Genomic DNA, 25,678 nt, shown 5'->3' with positions numbered 1-25,678 from the left:
TCAAGAAAACAAAGGGCCGCTCCCCGAGTTTCTTGACCCCTCGGGGGCGGGCTCGACTCGACGAGCCATGGGGCTGTCAGTAGAGCGGATGAACGTTTTGGGCTACTCTGGACGATTGCCCAGTGCGCCCCATTAGCGGGGAAACCCGGAGATTTTATCTGCCATGGCCGACCTGTCTGACTCCCCCGTCTTGAATGCACCCGAGCAGGGTGAGTTCGTGAGCTACCCCAATTCGCCGTTCCAGCTGTTCCAGCCCTATCCGCCCGCCGGTGACCAACCCACCGCGATCGGGCAACTGGTGGAAGGCATCAACGATGGCCTCACCTACCAGACCTTGCTGGGTGTGACCGGTTCGGGCAAGACCTTCACCATGGCGAACGTGATCGCGCGCCTGGGCCGCCCGGCCATCGTCTTCGCGCCCAACAAGACGCTGGCCGCGCAGCTCTACAGCGAGTTCCGCGAGTTCTTTCCCAAAAATGCGGTCGAGTACTTCGTGAGTTACTACGATTACTACCAGCCCGAGGCCTACGTGCCTCAGCGCGACCTGTTCATCGAAAAAGACAGCTCGATCAACGAGCACATCGAGCAGATGCGCCTCAGCGCGACCAAGAGCCTGCTGGAACGCCGGGACGTGGTGATCGTGGCGACCGTCTCGGCCATCTACGGCATCGGCAACCCGAGCGACTACCACCGCATGGTGATGACGCTGCGCACGGGCGACAAGATGGGCCAGCGCGACGTGATCGCGCAGCTCATTCGCATGCAATACCAGCGCAACGAGATGGACTTCAGCCGCGGTACCTTCCGCGTGCGGGGTGACACCATCGACGTGTTCCCGGCCGAGCATTCGGAGCTGGCAATCCGCATCGAGCTGTTCGACGATGAGGTGGAGACGCTGCAGCTCTTCGACCCGCTCAGTGGCCGGATCAAACAGAAGATCATCCGCTTCACCGTCTATCCGTCAAGCCACTACGTGACCCCGCGCGACCGCGTGCTGGCAGCCATCGACACCATCAAGCAGGAGCTGCGCGAGCGGCTCGACGAGCTGGTGAAAGGCGGCAAACTGGTCGAGGCCCAGCGCCTGGAGCAGCGCACGCGCTTCGACCTTGAGATGCTGCAGGAGATCGGCCACTGCAAGGGCATTGAGAACTACACACGGCATCTTTCCGGTTCCGCTCCCGGTGATCCGCCATCAACGCTGGTGGACTACCTGCCGAAAGACGCGGTGATGTTTCTCGACGAGTCGCACGTGCTGATCGGCCAGCTGGGCGGCATGTACAACGGCGACCGGGCGCGCAAGACGACGCTCGTGGAGTACGGTTTTCGCCTGCCATCAGCGCTGGACAACCGGCCGCTGAAGTTCGAGGAGTTCGAGAAGAAGATGCGCCAGGTGGTGTTCGTATCGGCCACGCCGGCGGACTTCGAGAAGAAGAATGCCGGTCAGGTCGTTGAGCAGCTGGTGCGACCCACGGGCCTGATCGATCCGCTGGTGGAAGTACGGCCGGCCACGCACCAGGTCGACGACGTGCTGCAGGAGATTCGCGAGCGCGTCGAGATCAACGAGCGCGTGCTGATCACCACGCTGACGAAGCGCATGGCCGAGCAGCTGACCGACTACCTGGCCGACAACGGCGTGAAGGTGCGCTACCTGCACAGCGACATCGACACGGTGGAGCGTGTCGAGATCCTTCGCGACCTGCGGCTGGGCGCGTTCGACGTGCTGGTCGGCATCAACTTGCTGCGCGAAGGCTTGGACATTCCCGAGGTCTCGTTAGTTGCCATCCTCGATGCCGACAAGGAAGGCTTCCTGCGCTCGGAACGCTCGCTGATCCAGACGATCGGCCGCGCGGCTCGCAACCTGAACGGCAAGGCCATCCTCTACGCCGACAGGGTCACCGAATCGATGAAGCTGGCCCTTGGTGAAACCGAACGCCGGCGCGCCAAGCAGATGACCCACAACACCGAGCAGGGCATTACGCCGCGCAGCATCCAGAAGCAGGTGAGGGACCTGATCGACGGCGTCTATTCGGAGAAGACCAAGGGTGAGCACCGCGAAATCGAGGCCGCCGCCATCGAGGCTTTGTCGGAAAAGGACCTGGGCAAGCGCATCAAGCAGCTCGAGAAGCAGATGCTCGACCACGCCCGCAACCTGGAATTTGAGAAAGCCGCCCGTGTGCGCGACCAGTTGGCCATGCTAAGGGAGCAGGCGTTCGGTGCGCCGGGCAAGGACAACATCGTGCCGATGGCGCCCTCCAAATGACGTCGGAGCTGAAGAAACTGAGTGTGCTGATGGTCTGCATGGGCAACATCTGCCGCTCTCCCACGGCCGAGGCGGTGCTGCGGCACAAGCTCCGGGCGGCAGGTTTGGAGCATGCCGTCGACGTCGATTCGGCCGGAACGCTGGCCTGGCACAGCGGCGAGCCGCCGGATGCACGTTCTATGGCCCATGCCAAACGGCGTGGTTACAACTTGGAAGCGCTTCGGGCTCGGCCGGTCGCCACGGCCGATTTCGAGACCTGCGACTTCATCCTGGCCATGGACTGGGAAAACCTGGGGTGGTTGGAAGAACAGTGTCCGCCCCAACATCATTCAAAGTTGGGTCGCCTGACCCAGCACGCCAGTCGGCACCAGGCCGAGGTGGTTCCCGATCCTTATCAAGGCGGTCCGGCGGGTTTTGAGCACGTACTGGACCTCGTTGAAGACGCTTGCGATGGTTTTGTGGCATTTTTGCTGCGACAAAAGCTTGCGCAACGTAGGGGAACTTCCTGACCCAATGTCGACCGAATCAGTAGGTCTCAGCTATACTTGAGTAAACCTGTCGGGAACAGCAATCCGAGGGTTATCCCGCTTACGGCGGGGCTCGACAAAGCGTGAAGCCAACCCTTGATCGCTTTCATTGATTTGTTGTGTCGTTACCGGCACCAGGAGGATTTCATGCGTCTGACCACAAAAGGCCGTTTTGCCGTTACCGCGATGATCGACCTCGCCCTGCGCGAGAACACTGGCCCCGTTGCGCTAGCTGCCATCAGCGCGCGCCAGCAGATTTCTCTTTCTTATCTCGAGCAGCTGTTTGGCAAGCTTCGCCGGCATGAGCTGGTGGAAAGTACCCGTGGCCCTGGCGGCGGCTATTCGCTCGGCCGCAAGTCTGAAGAAATCACCGTCGCCGACATTATCGTTGCAGTCGACGAACCCATTGACGCCACCGGGTGTGGCGGCAAGGAAAACTGCATGGGCGAAGACTCGGGCCGTTGCATGACGCACGACCTGTGGGCGAGCCTCAACTCCAAGATGATCGAGTACCTCGATTCGATTTCGCTGCGCAAGCTGGTGGAAGAGCAGCTCGCCAAGGGAATCTCGATCGAAGAGCACCCCGTCAAGCGCGCCATCTCGACCCAGCCGGTCGTCAAGCCTATCAAGATCACCGCGCCCAATTCGGTGTTCGCGTTGGGCAACGCCTTCAACAAGTAAGTAGCGCCCTCACAAGTATTTCTTTCCTCGCAGTATCGCCATGGACATGACCCCGCATTTCCCGATCTACATGGACTACGGCGCCACCACGCCGGTCGACCAACGCGTGGTGGACGCGATGATTCCGTGGTTGCGCGAACATTTCGGCAACCCGGCATCTCGCAGCCACGCCTGGGGTTGGGAAGCGGAGGCCGCAGTCGAGAAGGCGCGCGAGCAGGTTGCAGCTCTGGTCAATGCTGATCCGCGTGAAATCGTGTGGACGTCGGGTGCGACCGAGTCCATCAACCTTGCCCTGAAGGGGGCGGCGCAGTTCTACAAGACCCGCGGCAAGCACCTCATCACGCTGAAGACCGAGCACAAGGCCGTGCTCGACACGATGCGCGAACTGGAGCGCCAAGGCTTTGACGTCACCTATCTCGACGTGCAGGAAGACGGATTGCTTGACCTTGACAAGCTGAAGGCAGCACTCCGCGAGGACACGATCCTGGTGTCGGTGCTGCTGGTCAACAACGAGATCGGCGTCATCCAGGACATCACGGCCATCGGTTCGATGTGCCGCGAGCGCGGCATCATCTTCCACGTGGACGCTGCCCAGGCCACGGGCAAGGTCGCCATCGATCTCGCCAAGCTGCCGGTCGATCTGATGAGCTTGGCCTCGCACAAGACCTATGGTCCCAAGGGCATCGGCGCTCTGTATGTGCGCCGCAAGCCGCGTGTGCGCATCGAAGCGCAGATGCATGGCGGTGGGCATGAACGCGGCATGCGCTCGGGCACGCTGGCCACGCACCAGATCGTCGGCATGGGCGAGGCGTATCGCCTTGCACGTGAAGAAATGGGCGTGGAGATCGAGCGCATTCGCATGCTGCAGCAGCGCTTGATCAACGGCCTGTCCGACATCGAACAGACCTTCCTGAATGGTCACCCCACGCAGCGCGTTCCGCACAACGTGAACATGTCGTTTAATTTTGTCGAGGGCGAGTCGCTGATCATGGGCATCAAGGGCATTGCCGTGTCGTCGGGCTCGGCCTGCACGTCAGCGAGCTTGGAGCCGAGCTATGTGCTGCGCGCCCTGGGCCGCAGTGATGAACTGGCGCACTCGTCGCTGCGCATGACCATCGGCCGCTTCACGACCGTGGAAGAGATCGACTACGTGATCACCACGCTGAAAGACCGCGTGGCCAAGTTGCGCGAGTTGTCGCCGCTGTGGGAGATGCACAAGGACGGCATCGACATCAGCACGATCCAGTGGTCCGCCCATTGACATCGCCGCATTGAATTCTGGAGAACTGATATGGCATACAGCGAAAAAGTGGTTGAGCATTACGAGAACCCGCGCAACGTGGGTTCGTTCGAAAAGGGTGATGACACCGTGGGTACCGGCATGGTCGGTGCACCGGCCTGTGGCGACGTGATGAAGCTGCAGATCAAAGTCAACCCCGTCACGGGCCTGATCGAAGACGCCAAGTTCAAGACCTACGGGTGCGGCTCGGCCATTGCATCGAGCTCACTGGTGACCGAATGGGTCAAGGGCAAGTCACTCGACGAAGCGCTGACTATCAAGAACACGCACATCGCCGAAGAGCTGGCGCTGCCGCCGGTGAAGATTCACTGCTCCATCCTGGCCGAAGACGCCATCAAGGCGGCCGTGAACGATTACAAGGCCAAGAAAGCTCACTGACATGGCGGTCACGCTGACAGAAGCAGCGGCGCGGCATGTGTCGCGCTACATCACCAAACGCGGCAAGGGCGTCGGTGTGCGCCTGGGCGTGAAGACCACCGGCTGCTCGGGCCTGGCCTACAAGCTGGAGTACGCGGATGACGTGGCGCCCGAAGACGTGGTCTTCGAAGGCCATGGCGTGAAGGTGCTGATCGACCCGAAGAGCTTGCCCTACATCGACGGCACCGAACTCGACTTCGTGCGCGAGGGCTTGAACGAAGGCTTCAAGTTTCACAACCCGCGCGAGAAAGACCGATGCGGGTGCGGTGAATCGTTCCGGGTCTGACCCTCGGCTGACCCATCCAGGCGCGGCTCAGGTCGCGCCTTTGTTTTTTTGACGAATCGAGCGTGTCGTGAAGCTGGACGACGACGACTTCACTCTGTTGGGACTGCCGCCGCGTTTTGCGCAAGACCGCGCAGCCATCGATACGCGTTGGCGTGAGTTACAGGCTCAGGTGCACCCCGATCGCTTTGCTGCGGAGGGTGCCGCCTCGCAGCGCGTGGCGATGCAATGGGCCGTGCGTGCGAACGAGGCTTACCAACGCATGAAAGACCCGCTGAAGCGCGCTGCCTACCTGTGCGAGCTGAACGGTGCCCCTATCGATGCCGAGAACAACACTGCGATGCCTCCCGGATTCCTGATGCAGCAGATGGAGTGGCGCGAAGCGCTGGACGAAGCGGTTTCGCTGCCTGATGTCGAAGCGCTGGCAGACGCCGTGGTGAAGCACCGCGACAAGGCGCTGGTGCAACTGCAGGTCATCCTCGACGACAAGAAAGACTTCGTTGCCGCCGCTCAGGACGTCAGAGCCCTCATGTTCGTTGAGCGCTTTGCCGACGACGTCGATCGGCGCCTGGAAGCGCTGGGACAATAACTGCCATGGCCTTGCTTCAGATTTCAGAACCCGGCGGAAGCCCCGATCCGCATCAACGCCGAATTGCTGTCGGTATCGACCTCGGCACCACGCATTCGCTGGTCGCAGCCGTTCGCAATGGGGTGGCGGAATGCCTGCCTGACGACGCGGGCCGCGTGATCCTGCCCTCAGCCGTGCGTTACCTGGAGCAGGGGCGTCKCCAGATCGGCCACGACGCGTTGATGGAGGCCGCCACCGATCCGCGCAACACCATCGTGTCGGTCAAGCGCTTCATGGGCCGTGGCTTGAGCGACATCGTGCAGCGCGAGAAGCTGCCGTACGACTTTGTCGACGAGCCGGGCATGGTCAAGCTGCGCACGGTCGATGGCGTGAAGTCACCGGTCGAGGTGTCGGCCGAGATTCTGGCGACGCTGCGCTACCGCGCTGAAGACACGTTCGCCGAAGATCTGTTCGGTGCCGTGATCACCGTGCCGGCCTATTTCGACGACGCACAGCGCCAGGCCACGAAAGATGCGGCGCAGCTGGCCGGCCTGAATGTCTTGCGCCTCATCAACGAGCCGACTGCCGCGGCGATCGCCTATGGGCTGGAAAACGGCTCTGAAGGCCTCTACGCGGTTTACGACCTGGGCGGTGGCACCTTCGACATCTCGTTGTTGCGACTGACGCAAGGTGTATTCGAGGTCGTCGCGACAGGCGGCGATTCCGCTTTGGGCGGGGATGACTTCGATCGCCAGCTTGCCGACTGGGCGCTGACCCAAAGCGGCCTGCAGGCCGCGACGCCGCAAGACAAGCGCTCCGTGCTCGTCGCGGCGCGTGCCGCCAAGGAGAAGCTGTCTTCCAGCGACCATGCGACGTTGGCCTGCCCGTTGAGCGGTGGCGAGTTATCGGTGCGGGTGACGCGAGACGAGTTCGACGCCATCACGCAAGACCTGATCGCCCGCACGCTGGGTGCATTGCGCAAGGTGCTTCGCGACGCCAAGGCGGCGAAGGACGATGTGCAAGGTGTCGTGATGGTCGGTGGCTCCACGCGCATGCCCAAGGTGCAGGCGGTGGTGGGCGAGTTCTTCGGCAAGCTGCCACTCACGAACCTGAACCCGGACGAGGTCGTGGGGTTGGGTGCCGCCATTCAGGCCAACGCCTTGGCGGGCAACGCAGGTGCGGACGAACTGCTGTTGCTCGACGTGATTCCCTTGTCCCTGGGGCTCGAAACCATGGGCGGCCTCGTCGAGCGGATCATTCCGCGCAACAGCACCATTCCCACGGCGCGCGCCCAAGACTTCACCACCTTCAAGGACGGCCAGACCGCGATGGCGATCCACGTGGTGCAGGGCGAACGCGAACTGGTGGGCGATTGCCGTTCGCTGGCCCGCTTCGAACTGCGGGGCATTCCGCCCATGGTGGCAGGTGCCGCGCGCATTCGCGTGAGCTTTCAGGTCGATGCCGATGGCTTGCTCGCCGTCAGTGCCCGCGAAGAAGGCTCGGGCGTTGAGGCCACGATCACCGTGAAGCCGAGCTACGGCCTGTCGGACGATGAAGTCGCCCGCATGCTCACCGAAAGCTTCAGTACGGCCGAGGTCGACATGCGTGCTCGCAGCCTGCGCGAATCACGTGTAGAAGCCGAGCGCATGCTGCTGGCAACGCGATCGGCACTCGCAGCCGATGGCGACTTGCTGAGCGATGAAGAACACGGTCGCATCCAGTCCCTGCTGGCAGCGCTAGAAGCCATCCAGAACGGCGATGACCACGCCAAGATCGACACCGCCGTCGAAGCCCTGGCCAAGGGGACCGAAGCCTTTGCGGCCGAGCGCATGAACCGTGGCATTCGCCGCGCGCTGGCGGGCCGCCGCGTCGAAGAAGTCTGAGAACCAGAACATGCCCGTCATCAAGATCCTTCCCCATCCCGAATACTGCCCGCAGGGGGCACAGATCGAGGCGACGCCTGGCACCTCGCTGTGCGAAGCGCTGCTCGAGCACGACATCGAGATCGAGCACGCATGCGAAATGAGTGCAGCCTGCACCACCTGCCACGTGGTTGTCCGCGAGGGCTTCAAGTCGCTCGGCGAGATCGATGAGGTAGAAGAAGACTTGCTCGACCGCGCCTGGGGTTTGGAGCCCACATCGAGGCTGTCATGTCAGGCCATCCTGGCGCAGCAGGACGTGACCATCGAGATCCCCAAGTACTCGATCAACCACGCCAAAGAAAAACACTGAAAGTGTTTTCGGCGAAGGCTCATGTCGCGCAGTGACGTGACGCCGGAGCCAAAAGCACCGAGCGGCGCTGAGCGCGACAAAAGAAAAAGACCTCCCGGCCTTGCGAACCAGGAGGTCGACAAAAAGGGCAACTGCCCCTACTGAGGAGATAGACGACAAACGCAGGAGCGTCCCGCCGCTTGCCTATCAGCAAGCGCCATGCCTGCTTCTCACTCAGGCCGTTCGGCAAGTCAGGCAGCGGCTTTCTCCACGTGGCCGTGACGGGTGTACAGGAAGTCGAGCACCTCCTTGCGGTAGTGCACGTAGCGAGAATCTTCGGCCAGGTCCACACGATTGCGTGGCCGATCCAGTTCGACGGACAGAATCTCGCCGATCGTAGCCGCCGGGCCGTTGGTCATCATCACAATGCGGTCGGACAACAGCACCGCCTCGTCGACATCGTGCGTGACCATCACCACCGTGCTGTGTGTGCGGCCGACGATCTTCAGCAGTTCGTCTTGCAGGTGGGCGCGGGTGAGGGCATCGAGTGCGCCGAACGGCTCGTCCATCAGCAGCACTTTGGGCTCCATGGCCAACGCACGCGCGATGCCCACGCGTTGCTTCATGCCGCCGGAGATCTCATGCGGGCGCTTGTACGCGGCATGGCTCATGTTCACCAGTTCCAGTGCGGCCAACGTCCGCTCTTTCAATCGGGCTTTGGTGTCGCTGTTGCCGAACACGCGTTCGACCGCGAGGTGAACGTTTTCGAAGCAGGTGAGCCACGGCAGAAGCGAGTGGTTCTGGAACACGACGGCGCGCTCCGGCCCCGGCGCGGCGATCTCCCTGTTGTCACAGATCAGCGCGCCGCTGCTCGGCAGCGTGAGCCCGGCGATCAGATTGAGCAGCGTGGATTTGCCACAGCCCGAGTGGCCGATCAGCGTGACGAACTCGCCTTTCTCGACCTTGAGATTGATCTCGCGCAACGCGTGGAAGTGGCCCTTCTTGGTGTTGAAGACCATCTCGGCGTTCTGCACTTCAATGAAGCTTTTCATGGCGTGTTCTCCTCGGTAGATGGTCAGACTTCGTCGTAGGTGAAGCGCTTGGCGATGGAGATCAGCGCCCATTCGAGGAGTAGCCCCACGATGCCGATCACGAAGATCGCGATCAGGATGTGCGTGACGTTGAGGTTGTTCCACTCGTCCCAGACCCAGAAGCCGATGCCTACGCCACCGGTCAGCATCTCGGCGGCCACGATGACGAGCCAAGCGGTGCCGACCGACAGCCGCACGCCGGTCAGCATGTAAGGCAGCACGGCGGGGAAGAGGATCTTGGTGATGACCTTCCACTCCGACAGGTTCAGCACCCGCGCCACGTTGAGGTAGTCGCTGGGCACGCGCTGCACGCCGACGGCGGTGTTGATGATCATCGGCCAGATCGAGCAGATGAAGATTGTCCAGATGGCTGCCGGGTTGGCGGCCTTAAACACCAGCAGCCCGATCGGCAACCAAGCCAACGGCGACACCGGGCGCAGCAGGCTGATCAGCGGCGACACCATGTTGTTGAGGAAGGTGAAGCGGCCAATCATGAAGCCCATTGGGATGCCGACCAGTGCTGCGAGCCCGAAGCCCACGGCCACTCGCTCGAGCGAGAACAGGATGTTCCAGCCGATGCCTTGGTCGTTGGGGCCTTTGCTGTAGAACGGGTCGGAGAACACCTTGACCGCCTCGGTGAAGGTGGCTGCAGGCGTCGGAAAGCTCGTGCTCTTCATCGTGAGCAGCGCCCAGATGCCCACGACCAGCGCAATGCCGATCACAGGCGGCAAGACCTTGAGCCAGACGCCGCGCCAGTCGATCGGCTGCTTCGGTGCCTTGGCCGGCGCGGGTTGCTTGCCGGGCTCGGCCTTGGGGATCGGCTGGGCTTGGTTCTTCTCGGTGGTGGATCCGAGCGGCGAGTGAAAAACGGCGCTGACCATGGTGTTCTCCTGTGTTCGCTGCGTTCAGGCGGCCGATGCCTTGATGGCAAAACCGTCGGCGTACTTTTTCGGGTCCTTGCCGTCCCACACCGTGCCGTCGATCAACTTGCTGGTGCGCAGCACGTCCTTCGGAACGCTGATCTTCATCGCGCTGGCGGCCTCCTTGTAGAGGTCGATCTGGTTGATCTGCTTGGCCACCGCCAGATAGTCCGGATGCTCCTTCAGCAAGCCCCAGCGCTTGTGCTGGGTCAGGAACCACATGCCGTCGGACAGGTAGGGGAAGTTCACCGCGCCATCGTTGAAAAACTTCATGTGGTTCGGGTCGTCCCAGGTCTTGCCCAGGCCATTCTGGTAGCGGCCCAAGATGCGCTGGTTGATGGCGTCGACACCCGTGTTGACATAGGACTTGTCCGCCACGGTCTCGGCCATCTTCATCTTGTTCTGCAGGCTGGCGTCGATCCATCGGCTGGCCTCGAGCACAGCCATCATCACGGCGCGGCAGGTGTTCGGGTTCTTCTTGACGAAGTCGGCCGTGGTGCCGAGTGTCTTTTCAGGGTGGTCTTTCCAGATGTCCTGCGTGGTCACCGCCGTGATGCCGATGTTGTCCATGATGGCGCGGTGGCCCCAGGGTTCGCCGACGCAGAAGCCGTCCATGTTTCCCACGCGCATGTTGGCCACCATTTGGGGCGGCGGCACGGTGATCAGCTTGGCGCCGCTGATGGGGTTGATGCCTGATGCGGCCAGCCAGTAGTGCATCCACATCGCGTGTGTGCCTGTGGGGAAGGTGCCGGCGAAGGTGTACTCGCGCTTCTCCTTGGCCATCACTTTTGCCAAAGAGGCGCCGTCGACCGCGCCTTTGTCTGCCAAGGTCCTGGACAGCGTGATTGCTTGGCCGTTGTTGTTCAGGCTCATCAGCACGGCCATGTCTTTCTTCGGGCCGCTGACGCCGAGGTGCACGCCGTAGATCAGACCGTAGAGGACGTGCGCCATGTCGAGTTCGCCGTTGACCAGCTTGTCGCGTACGCCGGCCCATGAGGCTTCTTTGGACGGGACGATCTTCACGCCGTACTTCTTGTCGAAGCCCAGCACGGAGGCCATGACTACCGATGCGCAATCGGTCAGCGGGATGAAGCCGATCTTGACTTCTTCTTTCTCGGGTTTGTCTGAACCAGCGGCATGGACCGCCGTGTTCAGCCCGGGGACGAGACCCGCTGCACTACCGGCGGCAGCGGCCTTGATGAGTGTTCTGCGGCTCATGAGTGTCTTTCGAGTGAGTTGGCTGTTCATGGCGTGGTCTCGAGTGCGTGGAAGACGAAGGAAGACAAAGGGGAAAGGACAAAACAAAAAGGCGTCCGCACATGGTCGGGATGAGCCCGAGCCTGTGGGGACGCCTTCGTCCCATCGACAGCGCACCGTCTTTGGTGCTTGCCGATGTCTTTAGAAAATCGCCGTTGATCTTCTGCAGCGAAAGAACGCAAAGCCCGTGCCAGCACTTGAAGAGCGCCAATGTGCTGCGCTGCACCAACTCAGTGTTGTTGCAGCGGATTGGCGCACGTGCTTTGTGCGCATCAAGCCAGCAGGTCGCTCACATCGATGAGGCGCTGCGCCACATCGGCGAGCTTCATGCCCTTGTCCATGGCGGTCTTGCGAAGCCGGGCGTACGCGTCTTCTTCACGAAGCCCATGGCGATTGATGAGAATGGCCTTGGCGCGGTCGATGACCTTCCGGTCCGAGAGCTCTGTGCGTGCATCGGCCAGCTCCCGGCGCAAGGCTTCTTCGTGCTGAAAGCGGGCGAGGGCGACATCAAGAACGGGCTTCACGCGCTCGGCAGCGAGTCCGGCCACCACGTAGGCGGTTACGCCGGCTGCAATGGCGTCGCGCACATGCGTGGTGTCTTCGTCCTGGGTGAACAACACGATGGGCCGGCGCGCATCGCGTGTGGCCATCACCACGTGCTCCAGCGTGTCGCGCGCCTGGCTTTCGGCGTCGACGATGATCATGTCCGGCGCGATCTGCGCCAGGCGGTCCGGCAGGAACACGTCGACCGGCAGCACGGCGACGATGTTGTAGCCGTTTTCCAGCAAGCCGATGCGCAGGCTGCGCGAGCGCTCCGCTTCGGTGCCTGCGGGCGTCTCCGTGCCATCGTTCGCCAGCAGATCGGGCGCCACGATGACAATGCGCAGGGCATGGGCGGGACTGGGCGGCGACGGCTTCATGTTCTAGCAAGGTGCAACATCCACGCCAGACATGAACAAGAAAGCCCGCCGAAGCGGGCTTTTTCGAGTGGAGCGGCCGTAATGCTCAGTGATTGCCGGCGGACGTAGCCAGTGCCTTGCGAATCCAGCCGCCAAGAGGGCGCAGGGAGTCGAACACCGAGTCGGCGACGACGGCCTCTCGTTGGTTGAGCAGTCCTTGCGCATCCAGCATGTCCAGAAACTGCTTGACCTCTTGGCGGCGGGTGCCGCTGCAGGCCACCAGTTGAGCCATCGACATGTGCCGGTGAGACAAATCAATCAGCATTCGACGATAAGCCGTGCGGTGATAGGGCGCAGGAAGGTCGGCCCACGCGATGAGACGGTATTCCTTCATGCAGTTCCCCAACGGTTCGTTGTCATTGTTGGCCGTCGCATCAAGGGCGGCGGCTCGGAGGCGCAGGGTAGTGCGCCGAAATGGTGCTGGGAAGAGGCTTCCCTCGTGTTTCAGTGAAAACACCGATTCGAAGCTGTGGGAAAGCACAGCTCCTTCTGATCGAAATGTTGTGCTCGGTACACTCGGCCGATGAAAATTCTGGGTGTTGAGTCTTCTTGCGACGAGACGGGCGTAGCACTTGTGGACGCCGATGCAAGCGGCGTGCCTCGCCTGCTGGCCCATGCATTGCACAGCCAGATCGACATGCACCAGGCCTACGGTGGGGTGGTGCCCGAGTTGGCGTCGCGCGATCACATCCGGCGTGTCTTGCCGCTGACGCAGCAGGTCCTGAGTCAGGCGGCTTGTCGTCTGGACGCCATCGACGTCATTGCCTACACGCGTGGCCCGGGCCTCGCGGGTGCGTTGCTTGTGGGGTCCGGTGTTGCCTGCGCGCTGGGGGCTGCGCTGGGCAAGCCAGTGCTTGGTGTGCATCACCTTGAGGGGCACTTGCTGTCACCGTTCCTGGCAAGCGACCCGCCGGAGTTTCCGTTCGTTGCCTTGCTGGTATCGGGCGGCCACACCCAGCTGATGCGGGTCAACGATGTCGGCCAGTACGAGTTGCTCGGCGAGACCATCGACGATGCGGCCGGAGAAGCCTTCGACAAGTCCGCGAAGATGATGGGCTTGGGTTATCCCGGTGGCCCGGCCTTGGCGCGCCTCGCCGAGTTCGGCGACGCTTCGACCTTCGATCTGCCACGCCCGCTGCTGCACAACGGGACGCTCGATTTCTCTTTTGCGGGTCTCAAGACGGCGGTGCGCACGCAACTACTCAAACTTGGCAACGTGTGCGAGCAAGACAAAGCGCATCTCGCTGCGTCGACGCAGCAGGCGATCGTCGAGGTGCTCGTGAAGAAGTCATTGGCTGCACTCAAGCTCGCAGGCTTGAAGCGGCTGGTGGTGGCCGGCGGTGTCGGCGCCAACGCGCGCTTGCGCGAGATGCTCAATGCCGAATGCGCCAAGCGCCAGTGCAGGGTGCACTACCCCGAACTGGCCTTGTGCACCGACAACGGCGCCATGATTGCGCTCGCCGCCGCCATGCGCCTGCAGCGAGGAATCGCCTCTCTGAGCCGTGACTACGCGTTCGACGTGCGGCCGCGATGGGATCTCGTGGCCGCCTGAAGCGCCCGGTTCTCAGTTGATGCTGATCTGCGTGGCGCCGGTCGGCACCTTCTTCGCAAGCGTCAGGGTCAACACACCGTTCTCGAACTTCGCGCTTGACGTGGACTGATCCACTTCAGCCGGCAGGCTCACGGTACGCGCGTACTTGGCGGCGCTGCGCTCGCGGTACAGAACGCGTTCACCTTCCTTGGCATCGGCATTCGCAGTCGCGGCAGCTTCGATGCTCACGCGGCGGCCCTGCACGGTCACCTTCAGTTGCTCCTTGGTGAGGCCCGGCAGGTCGAAGGAGAGCATGTAGCTGGTGTCGTTCTCGGCCACGTCGAGTGCCGGCACTCGCGATTCTTCCGAGGCGTAGCGCTCGTTGAACAGATGATCGATGGCGCGTGACAGGCTGGCAGGGGCAACACGGCGGGTGGCGGCGACGGAAGTAGGGAACACGAACATGATGGGTAGCTCCAGGTTTCAATCGAGGCCGCTGCACCTTGCTGCGACCCATGCTTCCCCAACTAGGCGCCGCAATTTTGTTTTCAAGGGCCTTGAAATCTCGCCCGCAGCACGGGCTAGCATCGACGCATCATGAGACCCATCATTGCTGATCTACCGGCTTCCAAAATCCGCGAGGTGGCCAATGCCGGCCTCGGTCGGAACGATGTGCTGGCCTTCTGGTTCGGCGAGAGCGACGAGGCGACGCCCGGCGTCGTGAAAGACGCAGCCATCGAATCACTGCGTGCCGGCGAGACCTTCTATTCGCACAACCTCGGCTTGCCCGAGTTGCGAGATGCACTTGCCACGCATCTGAGCGGCCTGCATGGTCACGTGGAGCGCGATTGCATAGCCGTCACGTCGTCGGGCGTGAGCGCGTTGATGATCGCCAGCCAACTGCTCGTCGGCCCAGGCGACGAGGTCGTGGCGGTTGTGCCGGTGTGGCCGAACATCACCGCGCAACCTGCCATCCTCGGCGCCCGGGTGCAACGCGTCTCACTGCGGGTGCAGAACGGGGCGTGGGTGCTGGACATGCCCGCGCTGCTGCAGGCCATCACGCCTCGCACACGGGCCGTGCTCATCAACGCCCCGAACAACCCGACCGGCTGGACCCTGACCCGAGAGGAGCAGCAAACGCTGCTGGCCCATTGCCGAAGCACCGGCACTTGGATCGTGGCCGATGAGGTCTACGAGCGCATTTACTTTGAAGCTGGCCAGGGTGCCGCTCCGAGCTTCCTCGATATAGCCGATGCAAACGATCGCCTCATCGTCGCGCACAGCTTCTCCAAGAGCTTTCTGATGACCGGGTGGCGACTGGGTTGGCTGGTGCTGCCAACAGGCTTGTCCGGGGACGTAGCCAAGCTGGTCGAGTTCAACACGTCCTGTGCGCCGGTCTTCGTGCAGCGGGCCGGGCTTGCGGCCGTGCGCGACGCCGATGCCTTCGTGCCAGGCCTGGTGCAGCGCATGAAATCCTGCCGGGACACCTTGATCCCGCGCTTGGCTAGCCTCCCCGGCGTGAGCGTCGCCATGCCGCGCGGTGGCATGTACGCGTTTTTCCGCGTCGCGGGCCAAGATGACTCGCTGGCCTTTGCCAAGCGCCTGGTCGAAGAAGTCGGGCTCGGGCTGGCCCCCGGCGTCGCGTTTGGCGACGAGGCCGAAGGCTGGCTGCGCTGGTGCTTTGCCTCCCGCGACCCCGCTCGGCTCGTCGATGGGGTGGGCCGCTTGAGCCGTGCCCTTGGGCTATAATCACGGGCTCTGTGCGCTGGTCTTATTCAGGAACGGCGCTCGGAGCACCTAGCACGGCGCGGGAAGGTTTCTCCCGCTACCGCAAGTCGCAACCCCGGAAACCGCAGCACCGATCTTGACGAAGAGAGTCAGTCACCTGCGGCCGGATACCAGGAAACTGAGATGTCTGTCGCTGAACTCAACAAAGCTGAAATCGTCAAGTCCAACGCACGCAGTGCGAACGACACGGGCTCCCCTGAAGTGCAAGTCGCACTGCTCACCGCCCGCATCAACGAACTCACCCCCCACTTCAAGACCCACCTGAAGGACCACCACGGTCGCCGGGGTCTGCTGAAGATGGTCAACACCCGCAAGAGCCTGTTGGCCTACCTGAAGAACACTGACGCGGACCGCTACACCGCGCTGATCCAGAAACTGGGTCTGCGTAAGTAAGTCGCGCGAATGAGTGAAGAGCCTGTCTGGATTCGCCAGCACAGGCTCTTTGCGTTTGGAGCCCAGCACCCAATGATGACGATGTGTCATTCCACCGGCGTTTCGCAAGGAACCTCGCTGGAATGGCATCGCGCCAGGGTGACGCTCCGGGTCTCAAGGCGCCACCCTGAAGGCACCGATATCCAAAGGAGAGACACATGAGCATGTTCAACAAAGCCACCAAGACCTTCCAGTGGGGCCAGCACACCGTCAAGCTCGAGACCGGCGAGATCGCTCGCCAGTCCAGCGGTGCGGTGCTCGTCGACATCGAAGACACCGTGGTGCTTGCCACCGTCGTGGCTGCCAAGAACGCCAAGCCGGGCCAGGACTTCTTCCCGCTGACCGTCGACTACATCGAAAAGACCTATGCCGCCGGCAAGATCCCCGGCAGCTTCTTCAAGCGTGAAGGCCGCCCGAGCGAACTGGAGACGCTGACCTCGCGCCTGATCGACCGCCCGCTGCGCCCGCTGTTCCCTGAAGGCTTCTACAACGAAGTGCAAGTGGTGATCCACGTGCTGTCGCTGAACCCCGAAGTCTCGGCTGACATCGCCGCGCTGATCGGCTCCAGCGCAGCGCTCGCCATTTCGGGCATCCCGTTCAACGGCCCCATCGGTGCCGCGCGCGTGGGCTACATCAACGGCCAATACGTGCTGAACCCGGGCAAGACCCAACTGCTCGAGTCGAAGATGGACCTGGTGGTCGCCGGCACGCAAGCCGCCGTGCTGATGGTTGAATCCGAAGCCCGGCAGCTGAGCGAAGAAGTGATGCTGGGTGGCGTGGTGTTCGGCCACGACCAAGGCAACATCGCCATCGCCGCGATCAATGATTTGGTGCGTGACGCCGGCAAGCCGGCCTGGGACTGGGCCGCTCCCGCCAAGGACGAGACCTTCATCTCCAAGATCGGCGCACTGGCTGAAGAGAAGCTGCGTGCGGCGTATCAGATCCGCTCCAAGCAGGCTCGCACCCAAGCCACCCGCCAGGCGACTGCCGACGTGGTTGCCGCGCTCGAAGCCGAAGGCGCTGCATTCGACAAGGTGAAGGTCGACAACGTGCTGTTCGACATCGAAGCCAAGATCGTGCGCAGCCAGATCCTGTCGGGCGAGCCCCGCATCGACGGCCGCGACACCCGCACGGTGCGCCAGATCGAGATCCGCAACAGCGTGCTGCCGCGCGTTCACGGTTCGGCGCTGTTCACCCGCGGTGAAACGCAAGCCCTCGTTGCTGCCACGCTCGGCACCGACCGTGATTCGCAGAAGATCGATGCACTCGCGGGCGAGTTCAGCGAGCACTTCATGCTTCACTACAACATGCCTCCGTTCGCCACTGGCGAAACCGGCCGCGTCGGCACGCCGAAGCGCCGCGAGATCGGCCACGGCCGCTTGGCCAAGCGGGCACTCGTTGCCGTGCTGCCCGACCGTGTCGACTTTCCGTACTCGATGCGCGTCGTGTCCGAGATCACCGAGTCCAACGGTTCGTCGTCGATGGCGTCCGTCTGCGGCGGCTGCCTGGCGCTGATGGACGCTGGCGTGCCGCTGAAGGCGCACGTCGCCGGCATCGCCATGGGCCTGATCAAGGACGGCAACCGCTTCGCCGTGCTGACCGACATCCTGGGTGACGAAGATCACCTGGGCGACATGGACTTCAAGGTGGCCGGCACGACCACCGGTGTGACCGCGCTGCAGATGGACATCAAGATTCAGGGCATTACCAAGGAAATCATGCAGGTTGCGCTGGCTCAGGCCAAGGAAGCCCGCCTGCACATCCTCGACAAGATGGTCAACGCCATGGGTGAAGCCAAGGCCGAGGTGTCGCAGTTCGCTCCGCGCCTGTACACGATGAAGATCAACCCCGAAAAGATCCGTGACGTGATCGGCAAGGGCGGCGCCACCATCCGTGCGCTGACCGAAGAAACCGGCACCACGATCGACATCGGCGAAGACGGCACCATCACCATCGCCTCGGCCGATGCGGACAAGGCGGCCTACGCCAAGAAGCGCATCGAAGAGATCACCGCCGAAGTCGAAGTGGGCAAGGTCTACGAAGGCCCGATCACCAAGATTCTGGAGTTCGGTGCGCTCGTGAACCTGCTGCCTGGCAAGGACGGTCTGCTGCACATCAGCCAGATCGCTCACCAGCGTGTCGAGAAGGTCACCGACTTCCTGAAGGAAGGCCAGATCGTCAAGGTCAAGGTGCTCGAGACCGACGAGAAGGGTCGCGTCAAGTTGTCGATGAAGGCCTTGATCGATCGCGAAGTCCAGCCCGCGCACGAGTGATGCGCCAGGGCCGCGCATTCGTGCGCGGTCCGTTCCTGGAGCTTCAACACCATGAAAGCCATCGAAATTGCCTCTTACGGCGCACCGGAAGTGCTGCGTCTCGCCGAACGGCCCGCGCCGGTCGCGGGTGCCGGTGAGTTGTTGATCCGCGTGGCGGCGTCGGGCATCAATCGGCCCGACGTGTTGCAGCGCAAAGGTAAATATCCGGTTCCGCCCGGCGCCTCAGACCTGCCGGGGCTCGAGGTGGCGGGCACCATCGTCGACGGTGATCAGGCCGCGATGGCTGCCGCCGGCTTCAAGCCCGGCGACCGTGTATGTGCGCTCGTCGCCGGCGGTGGCTATGCCGAATTGTGTGTGGCACCGGTCGGCTCCTGCCTTCCTGTGCCTGCAGGGCTGACCGATGTCGAGGCAGCGAGCTTGCCCGAGACCTTCTTTACCGTCTGGTCCAACGTGTTCGACCGGGGGCGCTTGCAGCCCGGGGAGACGTTCCTGGTGCAAGGTGGTACCAGCGGCATTGGCGTCACTGCGATCCAGTTGGCGAAGGCCTGGGGCGCAACGGTCATTGCGACGGCCGGGAGCGACGAGAAGTGCGCCGCGTGCGTCTCACTCGGTGCCGACCACGCAATCAACTACCGGAACCAGGACTTCGCTGCCGAGGTGTTGAGCGTCACGAACAAGCGCGGCGCCAATGTCATTCTCGACATGGTGGCTGGCGGCTACGTGGCTCGTGAGTTGACTTGTCTCGCTGACGATGGCCGCCTGGTCATCATCGCGGTGCAAGGTGGCGTCGAAGCGCAGATCGATGCCGGTGCCGTGTTGCGCCGGCGTCTCACCGTCACGGGTTCGACTCTGCGACCTCGGCCGGTGGCCTTCAAGGCGGCCATCGCAACGTCATTGCGTGAGCACGTGTGGCCTTGGCTGGAAGCGCAGCGCGTCAAGCCGGTGATCTTCAAGACCTTCGCTGCCGAGCAAGCGCCTCTAGCGCACGCGCTGATGGAATCGAACGAGCACATCGGCAAGATCGTGCTGACATGGTGAATCGAGGAACCGAATCCATGCGTCGCAAACTGGTGGTGGGCAACTGGAAGATGAACGGCAGCAGGGCGGCCAATGCCGAGTTGTTGGCTGGGCTCAATGCGGCTGGGCCGTGGGACGCGGGTGTAGCGGTGTGCGCGCCGTTCCCGTACCTGGCTGACGTTGCGCTGTCTCTGCAAGGTTCCCGCATTCAGTGGGGCGCCCAGGATTGCTCGGCGCACGAGTCAGGGGCCTACACCGGCGAGGTGGCAGCCGCAATGCTCGCCGAGTTCGGTTGCCACTACGTCATCGTCGGTCACTCGGAGCGCCGCGCCTTCCACGCGGAATCCGATCAACTTGTGGCCGACAAGGCAAAGGCGGCGTTGGCCCACAAGCTCACGCCCATCGTCTGCGTCGGCGAGACCCTGGCCGAGCGTGATGCCGGGCAAACCGATGCTGTGGTGAAGCGTCAGCTGTCGGCGGTGATCCATACCTTGGCGCACTGCATCTCGCAGGTCGTCGTGGCCTACGAACCCGTGTGGGCCATTGGCACGGGCAAGACGGCCTCACCCGAACAGGCGCAGGCGGTGCATGCGTTGTTGCGTGCGCAGTTGCACGCGGCGACGCAGAAGGCCGACGAAATGCTGATCCTCTACGGCGGCAGCGTGAAGGCAGACAACGCCGCGTGGCTGTTTTCGCAAGCAGACATCGATGGCGGGCTCATCGGCGGCGCCTCTCTCAAGGCTGCCGATTTCGCAGCCATCTGCAAGGCCGCCAGCTGAGGCTGGCCCTGAAGAATTTTTTGGAGCAATAAGAATGCAAGTGTTGATGAACGTCGTGGTGGCTGTGCAGATTCTTGCGGCACTGGTGATGATTGGGCTGGTGCTGATCCAGCACGGCAAGGGCGCTGACATGGGCGCGTCTTTCGGCAGTGGTGCGTCGGGCAGCCTCTTCGGCGCCACCGGCAGCGCCAATTTCCTGTCTCGCTCCACGGCGGTCTGCGCCGCGGTGTTCTTCTGCTGCACGCTGGCGTTGGCCTATTCGTCCAACATTCGCGTGAGCACCGAAGGCACCAGCGTGCTTGACCGCGCTGCGGCAGGGTCGGCAAGCGCACCCGCCAGTGGTGCTCTGACGATCCCGGGCGCAGCGAGCGCCGCGTCGGGCGTGGCGTCCACGCCGGCACCCGCTGCCTCTGGTGCAGCGATCCCTGGCAAGTGACGCGAAGCTGAAGCCTCATCACCGATCAAAACCGACTGCTGCGATGCAGCACTTGCGTGAGATCGGGAGACGTTTGAGGTTAGAATTTGCGGCTGTCTGGTGAGCCACTCCTCATGCAATCCAGACCTGCTGCTAGTCAGTGGTAAGCGGTAAAACGTTAGGCCGACGTGGTGAAATTGGTAGACACGCTATCTTGAGGGGGTAGTGGCGAAAGCTGTGCGAGTTCGAGTCTCGCCGTCGGCACCAGATCTATCGGCAGGGCACTTTGCAGTGCCCTGCCTTCAGCCCAAAGCCAACCACGCCCACCATGAATCTTGGTCCATACCTCCCTGTGATCCTGTTCATCCTGGTTGGTGTGGGTGTCGGGGTGGCGCCTCAGGTGCTTGGCTTCCTCTTCGGCCCGCGTCGCCCTGATGCCGCGAAGAATTCCCCCTACGAATGCGGCTTCGAGGCTTTTGAAGACGCACGCATGAAGTTCGATGTGCGCTACTACTTGGTGGCCATCCTCTTCATCCTGTTCGATCTGGAAATTGCGTTCCTCTTCCCGTGGGCGGTCTCGTTGCGCGAGATCGGTGTGGCGGGCTTCTGGGCCATGATGTTGTTCCTGGGCATTCTGGTCGTGGGCTTTGCCTACGAGTGGAAAAAGGGCGCCCTGGACTGGGAATGATCGCAACGCAAACGAGGTAGCAGTATGGGCATCGAAGGCGTTCTCAAAGAAGGTTTCGTCACCACCAGTGTCGACACGCTGATCAACTGGTCCAAGACCGGTTCGTTGTGGCCGATGACGTTTGGCTTGGCCTGTTGTGCGGTCGAGATGATGCACGCCGGCGCGGCACGCTATGACATCGATCGCTTCGGCATGCTGTTCCGTCCCAGCCCACGTCAGAGCGACTTGATGATCGTCGCGGGCACGCTGTGCAACAAGATGGCACCTGCGCTGCGCAAGGTCTACGACCAGATGGCCGAGCCGCGCTGGGTGTTGTCGATGGGCTCTTGCGCCAACGGCGGTGGCTACTACCACTACAGCTATTCGGTTGTTCGCGGTTGCGACCGCATCGTGCCGGTCGACGTCTACGTTCCGGGCTGCCCGCCGACGGCTGAGGCCTTGCTCTACGGCATCTTGCAGCTGCAAGCCAAGATCCGCCGCGAAAACACAATCGCCCGCTGAGCATTCATGAGCAGACTCGACACCCTCCAGGCAACACTGGAATCCGTGCTTGGCGCGCGCATCAAGAAACTGGTGCGCGACCGCGGTGAAATCACGATCACCGTTCCCGCGGCCGACTACATCCCCGCAGCCATGCAACTGCGTGACGATCCATCGCTGCGTTTCGAGCAGCTGGTCGACATCTGTGGCGTCGACTACTCCGCCTACAAGGACGAGCCACAAGAAGGCGCGCGATTCGGCGTGGTGTCGCATCTGCTGTCGCTCACGCACAACTGGCGCGTGCGCCTGAAGGTGTTCTGCCCTGATGACGGCCTGCCTTCGGTCGCGTCGATCACGCCGGTGTGGAATTCGGCCAACTGGTTCGAGCGCGAAGCGTTTGACCTGTACGGCATCCTCTTCGAAGGGCACGCCGATCTGCGCCGCATCCTCACCGACTACGGCTTCATCGGCCACCCCTTCCGCAAGGACTTCCCGACCACCGGCCACGTCGAGATGCGCTACGACCCCGAGCAGAAGCGCGTCATCTACCAGCCGGTGACCATCGAGCCGCGCGAGATCACGCCGCGCATCATTCGCGAAGACAACTACGGCGGGCTGCACTGAGCGCGCGAGCGCGAAGCAACACTCCATGGCAGAGATCAAGAACTACACCCTGAACTTCGGCCCGCAGCACCCTGCAGCCCACGGCGTGCTGCGCCTGGTGCTCGAGCTCGACGGCGAAGTTATCCAGCGCGCCGACCCGCACATCGGCCTGCTGCACCGCGCCACCGAAAAGCTGGCCGAGAGCAAGACCTACATCCAGTCGCTGCCCTACATGGACCGCCTCGACTACGTGTCGATGATGTCCAACGAGCATGCCTATTGCCTGGCCATCGAGCGCCTGCTGGGCATCGACGTGCCTGAGCGTGCGCAGTACATCCGCGTGATGTTCTCCGAACTCACCCGCCTGCTGAACCACCTGTTGTGGTTGGGCGCGCACGGGCTCGACTGCGGTGCGATGAACATCCTCATCTACTGTTTCCGCGAGCGTGAAGACCTGTTCGACATGTACGAGGCTGTCTCGGGCGCCCGGATGCATGCCGCCTACTTCCGTCCGGGTGGCGTGTACCGCGACCTGCCGGACACGATGCCCCAGTACAAGGCGTCGAAGATCCACAACGCCAAGGCCATCTCGAAGCTCAACGAGAACCGCTCGGGTTCGCTGCTCGATTTCATCGAAGATTTTTGCAAGCGCTTTCCGGCCAACGTCGATGACTACGAGACCCTGCTCACCGACAACCGCATCTGGAAGCAGCGCACGGTCGGCATCGGCGTGGTTTCGCCAGAGCGCGCGCTGAATCTGGGCTTCACCGGCCCGATGCTGCGCGGCTCGGGCATCGAGTGGGATCTGCGCAAGAACCAGCCCTACGACGTCTATGACCGCATGGACTTCGACGTCCCCGTGGGTACCAACGGCGATACCTACGACCGCTACCTCGTGCGCGTGCACGAGATGCGCGAGGCCAACCGCATCATCAAGCAGTGCGTCGACTGGCTGCGCAAGAACCCAGGCCCGGTGATCACCGACAACCACAAGGTGGCGCCGCCTTCGCGCGTGGACATGAAGTCCAGCATGGAAGAACTGATCCATCACTTCAAGCTCTTCACTGAAGGCTTCCACGTGCCCGAAGGTGAGGTCTACGCGGCTGTCGAGCACCCGAAAGGCGAGTTCGGCATCTACCTGATCAGCGACGGTGCCAACAAGCCTTACCGCCTGAAGATCCGTCCCCCTGGCTTTTCGCACTTGGCGGCGCTGGACGAAATGTCGCGCGGCCACATGATTGCCGACGCCGTGGCCGTGATCGGCACGATGGACATCGTGTTTGGAGAGATTGACCGGTGAACAAGCCCGAGATGACTTCCAACGCCGTGATTTCCGACGCCACACGCGCTCGCTTCGACAAAGAAGTCGCCAAGTACCCGGCGGAACAGAAACAGTCCGCGGTGATGGCCTGTTTGGCCATCGTGCAGCAGGAGCAAGGCTTCGTGTCGGCCGACAGCGAGCGCCTGGTGGCTGACTACCTCGGCATGCCGCCGATCGCGGTGCACGAGGTCACCACGTTCTACAACATGTACAACCAGCAGCCGCTGGGCACCTTCAAGCTCAATGTCTGCACCAATCTGCCATGCCAGCTGCGCAACGGCCAGTCGGCGCTGAACTACCTGTGCGGCAAGCTCGGTGTGGAAGAGGGCGGCACGACGGCCGATGGCGCGTTAACCATCCAGAAGAGCGAATGCCTGGGCGCCTGCGCCGACGCACCGGTGTTGCTGGTGAATGACCGGCAGATGTGCAGCTTCATGGACGAGCAGCGCCTGGACGAGTTGGTCGGCACGCTGCGTGCAGCGGCAGCTGCAAAGTGAACGGGGCTTTATCCATGTCGCAACCGATCGTCGATCTTTCCAGGTTCCAGGCCACAGGCGCCGAGACCTGCTTCCACGGCCGCCACATCGGCGCACAGATCTATGACGGCCTCGACGGCCGCAACTGGTCGTTGAAGGACTACGAAGCGCGCGGCGGCTACCAGGCCCTGCGCAAGATTCTTAGCGGCAGCAACGGCGCCGAACCGATGACGCCCGAGCAGGTGATCGCCGAGGTCAAGGCCTCAGGCCTGCGTGGCCGCGGCGGCGCCGGTTTCCCGACCGGCCTGAAGTGGAGCTTCATGCCGCGCATGTTCCCCGGCGCAAAGTACCTCGTCTGCAACTCCGACGAAGGCGAACCGGGCACCTGCAAGGACCGCGACATCCTGATGTTCAACCCGCACATCGTCATCGAAGGCATGGCCATCGCCGCCTTTGCGATGGGCATCAGCGTGGGCTACAACTACATCCACGGCGAGATTTTCGAGGTGTACGACCGCTTCGAAGCCGCACTCGAAGAAGCCCGCGCCGCCGGCTATCTTGGTGACAAGATCTTCGGCTCTGCCTTCAGCTTCCAACTGCATGCCTCGCACGGTTTCGGCGCCTACATCTGCGGCGAAGAGACGGCGCTCCTCGAATCGCTGGAAGGCAAGAAGGGCCAGCCGCGCTTCAAGCCGCCTTTCCCGGCCAGCTATGGCCTGTACGGCAAGCCGACCACGATCAATAACACCGAGACCTTTGCCGCGGTGCCGTGGATCATCCGCAACGGCGGTCAGCCATATCTCGAGATCGGCAAGCCGAACAACGGCGGCACCAAGATCTTCTCGGTCGTGGGTGACGTCAACCAGCCTGGCAACTTCGAGATCCCGCTGGGCACGCCGTTTACCAAGCTGCTCGAGCTCGCCGGCGGTGTGCGCACTGGCCGCAAGCTGAAGGCTGTGATCCCCGGCGGCTCGTCGTCCCCGGTGCTGCCTGCAGCCATCATGAACGAGCTGACCATGGACTACGACTCGATCGCCAAGGCCGGCTCCATGCTCGGCTCAGGCGCCGTGATCGTGATGGACGATTCGCGCGACATGGTGAAGAGCCTGCTGCGCCTGTCGTACTTCTACATGCACGAAAGCTGCGGCCAATGCACGCCGTGCCGTGAAGGCACGGGCTGGCTGTACCGCATGGTCGAGCGCATCGCCAATGGCAAGGGCCGCATGGAAGACATCGACCTGCTGAACTCGGTGGCCGACAACATCCAGGGCCGCACCATCTGCGCCTTGGGCGACGCCGCGGCGATGCCGGTGCGCGCCATGATCAAGCACTTCCGCGATGAATTCGTTCATCTCATCGAGCACAAGACCAGCGTGGTCCCGGCTTACGTCTGACCGGGCA

The 25,678-nt window shown here is 62.6% G+C and carries 28 protein-coding genes and 1 tRNA gene; 23 read left to right on the top strand and 6 right to left on the bottom strand.

The window, feature by feature from the left end:
• Positions 1-163 precede the first annotated feature (163 nt).
• From uvrB to fdx, 9 genes are all read left to right on the top strand, one after another.
• Positions 164-2,260, top strand: coding sequence for an excinuclease ABC subunit UvrB (gene uvrB, locus AC1DYS_RS23215; RefSeq protein WP_477903533.1), 2,097 nt, complete (start codon positions 164-166; stop codon positions 2,258-2,260).
• The gene (locus AC1DYS_RS23210) at positions 2,257-2,769 is read left to right on the top strand and encodes a low molecular weight protein-tyrosine-phosphatase (RefSeq protein WP_477903531.1); all 513 of its coding nucleotides are present in this window, start codon (positions 2,257-2,259) and stop codon (positions 2,767-2,769) included. The genes uvrB and AC1DYS_RS23210 overlap by 4 nt, the downstream gene beginning before the upstream one ends.
• A gap of 165 nt (positions 2,770-2,934) precedes the next feature.
• The gene (gene iscR, locus AC1DYS_RS23205; protein ID WP_047484364.1) at positions 2,935-3,468 is read left to right on the top strand and encodes a Fe-S cluster assembly transcriptional regulator IscR; all 534 of its coding nucleotides are present in this window, start codon (positions 2,935-2,937) and stop codon (positions 3,466-3,468) included.
• 46 nt (positions 3,469-3,514) lie between these two features.
• Positions 3,515-4,729 (top strand): IscS subfamily cysteine desulfurase, encoded by a 1,215-nt coding sequence (locus AC1DYS_RS23200; RefSeq protein WP_477903810.1) that lies wholly within the window; start codon positions 3,515-3,517, stop codon positions 4,727-4,729.
• Between the two features lie 30 nt (positions 4,730-4,759).
• The gene (gene iscU, locus AC1DYS_RS23195; protein ID WP_047484366.1) at positions 4,760-5,146 is read left to right on the top strand and encodes a Fe-S cluster assembly scaffold IscU; all 387 of its coding nucleotides are present in this window, start codon (positions 4,760-4,762) and stop codon (positions 5,144-5,146) included.
• Between the two features lies 1 nt (position 5,147).
• Entirely contained in the window at positions 5,148-5,471 is a 324-nt protein-coding gene (gene iscA / locus AC1DYS_RS23190) for an iron-sulfur cluster assembly protein IscA (protein WP_477903529.1), read from the top strand.
• Positions 5,472-5,538: 67 nt separating this feature from the next.
• Positions 5,539-6,057 carry a Fe-S protein assembly co-chaperone HscB gene (gene hscB, locus AC1DYS_RS23185; RefSeq protein ID WP_477903527.1) on the top strand — a complete coding sequence of 173 codons (519 nt, stop codon included), beginning with the start codon at positions 5,539-5,541 and terminating at the stop codon, positions 6,055-6,057.
• 5 nt (positions 6,058-6,062) lie between these two features.
• Complete coding sequence (gene hscA / locus AC1DYS_RS23180; RefSeq protein ID WP_477903525.1) at positions 6,063-7,919, top strand: Fe-S protein assembly chaperone HscA; 1,857 nt, start codon at positions 6,063-6,065, stop codon at positions 7,917-7,919.
• A 10-nt stretch (positions 7,920-7,929) separates the two neighbouring features.
• Positions 7,930-8,268 (top strand): ISC system 2Fe-2S type ferredoxin, encoded by a 339-nt coding sequence (gene fdx / locus AC1DYS_RS23175; protein ID WP_477903523.1) that lies wholly within the window; start codon positions 7,930-7,932, stop codon positions 8,266-8,268.
• Between the two features lie 230 nt (positions 8,269-8,498).
• Here fdx and AC1DYS_RS23170 read toward each other — a convergent pair whose 3' ends face one another.
• The 5 genes from AC1DYS_RS23170 to AC1DYS_RS23150 all read right to left on the bottom strand — a co-directional run bounded on the left by AC1DYS_RS23170 (position 8,499) and on the right by AC1DYS_RS23150 (position 12,955).
• Positions 8,499-9,299, bottom strand: coding sequence for an ABC transporter ATP-binding protein (locus AC1DYS_RS23170; RefSeq protein ID WP_477903521.1), 801 nt, complete (start codon positions 9,297-9,299; stop codon positions 8,499-8,501).
• Between the two features lie 23 nt (positions 9,300-9,322).
• On the bottom strand, positions 9,323-10,219 hold the full coding sequence (ntrB, locus tag AC1DYS_RS23165; RefSeq protein WP_477903519.1) for a nitrate ABC transporter permease: 897 nt from the start codon (positions 10,217-10,219) through the stop codon (positions 9,323-9,325).
• Between the two features lie 24 nt (positions 10,220-10,243).
• Positions 10,244-11,476 carry a CmpA/NrtA family ABC transporter substrate-binding protein gene (locus tag AC1DYS_RS23160; RefSeq protein ID WP_477903517.1) on the bottom strand — a complete coding sequence of 411 codons (1,233 nt, stop codon included), beginning with the start codon at positions 11,474-11,476 and terminating at the stop codon, positions 10,244-10,246.
• 311 nt (positions 11,477-11,787) lie between these two features.
• Positions 11,788-12,435: an ANTAR domain-containing response regulator gene (locus AC1DYS_RS23155; RefSeq protein WP_047484374.1), complete on the bottom strand. Its 648-nt coding sequence runs from the start codon at positions 12,433-12,435 to the stop codon at positions 11,788-11,790.
• A gap of 85 nt (positions 12,436-12,520) precedes the next feature.
• Positions 12,521-12,955 carry a hypothetical protein gene (locus tag AC1DYS_RS23150; RefSeq protein ID WP_477903515.1) on the bottom strand — a complete coding sequence of 145 codons (435 nt, stop codon included), beginning with the start codon at positions 12,953-12,955 and terminating at the stop codon, positions 12,521-12,523.
• Positions 12,956-12,997: 42 nt separating this feature from the next.
• Between AC1DYS_RS23150 and tsaD the strand changes: the two genes are divergently transcribed.
• A complete protein-coding gene (gene tsaD, locus AC1DYS_RS23145) occupies positions 12,998-14,026 on the top strand; it encodes a tRNA (adenosine(37)-N6)-threonylcarbamoyltransferase complex transferase subunit TsaD (protein WP_477903513.1) in 1,029 nt (342 codons plus the stop codon).
• Positions 14,027-14,038: 12 nt separating this feature from the next.
• On the opposite strand, the gene AC1DYS_RS23140 is transcribed toward tsaD, so the two are convergent.
• Entirely contained in the window at positions 14,039-14,470 is a 432-nt protein-coding gene (locus AC1DYS_RS23140; protein ID WP_477903511.1) for an Hsp20/alpha crystallin family protein, read from the bottom strand.
• A gap of 132 nt (positions 14,471-14,602) precedes the next feature.
• On the opposite strand from AC1DYS_RS23140, the gene AC1DYS_RS23135 reads away from it, so the two are divergent.
• The 13 genes from AC1DYS_RS23135 (at position 14,603) to nuoF (ending at position 25,671) form a co-directional block, all read left to right on the top strand.
• Positions 14,603-15,754, top strand: a complete 1,152-nt coding sequence (locus tag AC1DYS_RS23135) for a pyridoxal phosphate-dependent aminotransferase (protein ID WP_477903509.1) — start codon at positions 14,603-14,605, stop codon at positions 15,752-15,754.
• A gap of 162 nt (positions 15,755-15,916) precedes the next feature.
• Positions 15,917-16,186 carry a 30S ribosomal protein S15 gene (rpsO, locus tag AC1DYS_RS23130; protein ID WP_047484378.1) on the top strand — a complete coding sequence of 90 codons (270 nt, stop codon included), beginning with the start codon at positions 15,917-15,919 and terminating at the stop codon, positions 16,184-16,186.
• A 197-nt stretch (positions 16,187-16,383) separates the two neighbouring features.
• On the top strand, positions 16,384-18,498 hold the full coding sequence (gene pnp / locus AC1DYS_RS23125; RefSeq protein ID WP_477903507.1) for a polyribonucleotide nucleotidyltransferase: 2,115 nt from the start codon (positions 16,384-16,386) through the stop codon (positions 18,496-18,498).
• 51 nt (positions 18,499-18,549) lie between these two features.
• Entirely contained in the window at positions 18,550-19,536 is a 987-nt protein-coding gene (locus tag AC1DYS_RS23120) for an NAD(P)H-quinone oxidoreductase (protein WP_477903505.1), read from the top strand.
• Positions 19,537-19,553: 17 nt separating this feature from the next.
• A complete protein-coding gene (gene tpiA / locus AC1DYS_RS23115; protein ID WP_477903503.1) occupies positions 19,554-20,294 on the top strand; it encodes a triose-phosphate isomerase in 741 nt (246 codons plus the stop codon).
• A 34-nt stretch (positions 20,295-20,328) separates the two neighbouring features.
• Positions 20,329-20,730, top strand: a complete 402-nt coding sequence (gene secG / locus AC1DYS_RS23110) for a preprotein translocase subunit SecG (RefSeq protein WP_047484382.1) — start codon at positions 20,329-20,331, stop codon at positions 20,728-20,730.
• A gap of 161 nt (positions 20,731-20,891) precedes the next feature.
• Positions 20,892-20,976, top strand: a tRNA-Leu gene (locus AC1DYS_RS23105).
• A gap of 61 nt (positions 20,977-21,037) precedes the next feature.
• Positions 21,038-21,397 carry an NADH-quinone oxidoreductase subunit A gene (locus AC1DYS_RS23100; RefSeq protein ID WP_047484383.1) on the top strand — a complete coding sequence of 120 codons (360 nt, stop codon included), beginning with the start codon at positions 21,038-21,040 and terminating at the stop codon, positions 21,395-21,397.
• A gap of 24 nt (positions 21,398-21,421) precedes the next feature.
• A complete protein-coding gene (locus AC1DYS_RS23095) occupies positions 21,422-21,898 on the top strand; it encodes a NuoB/complex I 20 kDa subunit family protein (RefSeq protein WP_047484384.1) in 477 nt (158 codons plus the stop codon).
• A gap of 6 nt (positions 21,899-21,904) precedes the next feature.
• Positions 21,905-22,501 carry an NADH-quinone oxidoreductase subunit C gene (locus AC1DYS_RS23090; protein WP_477903500.1) on the top strand — a complete coding sequence of 199 codons (597 nt, stop codon included), beginning with the start codon at positions 21,905-21,907 and terminating at the stop codon, positions 22,499-22,501.
• Between the two features lie 25 nt (positions 22,502-22,526).
• Positions 22,527-23,780: an NADH-quinone oxidoreductase subunit D gene (locus tag AC1DYS_RS23085; RefSeq protein ID WP_047484386.1), complete on the top strand. Its 1,254-nt coding sequence runs from the start codon at positions 22,527-22,529 to the stop codon at positions 23,778-23,780.
• Between the two features lie 11 nt (positions 23,781-23,791).
• On the top strand, positions 23,792-24,298 hold the full coding sequence (locus AC1DYS_RS23080; protein WP_477903498.1) for an NADH-quinone oxidoreductase subunit NuoE family protein: 507 nt from the start codon (positions 23,792-23,794) through the stop codon (positions 24,296-24,298).
• Between the two features lie 14 nt (positions 24,299-24,312).
• On the top strand, positions 24,313-25,671 hold the full coding sequence (gene nuoF / locus AC1DYS_RS23075) for an NADH-quinone oxidoreductase subunit NuoF (protein WP_477903497.1): 1,359 nt from the start codon (positions 24,313-24,315) through the stop codon (positions 25,669-25,671).
• The last annotated feature ends 7 nt before the right edge of the window (positions 25,672-25,678 follow it).

Source organism: Rhizobacter sp. P2_G4 (genome assembly GCF_056403575.1).
The sequence above is the reverse complement of the archived record's forward strand: the minus strand, read 5'-3'. Positions and strand labels throughout refer to the sequence as shown.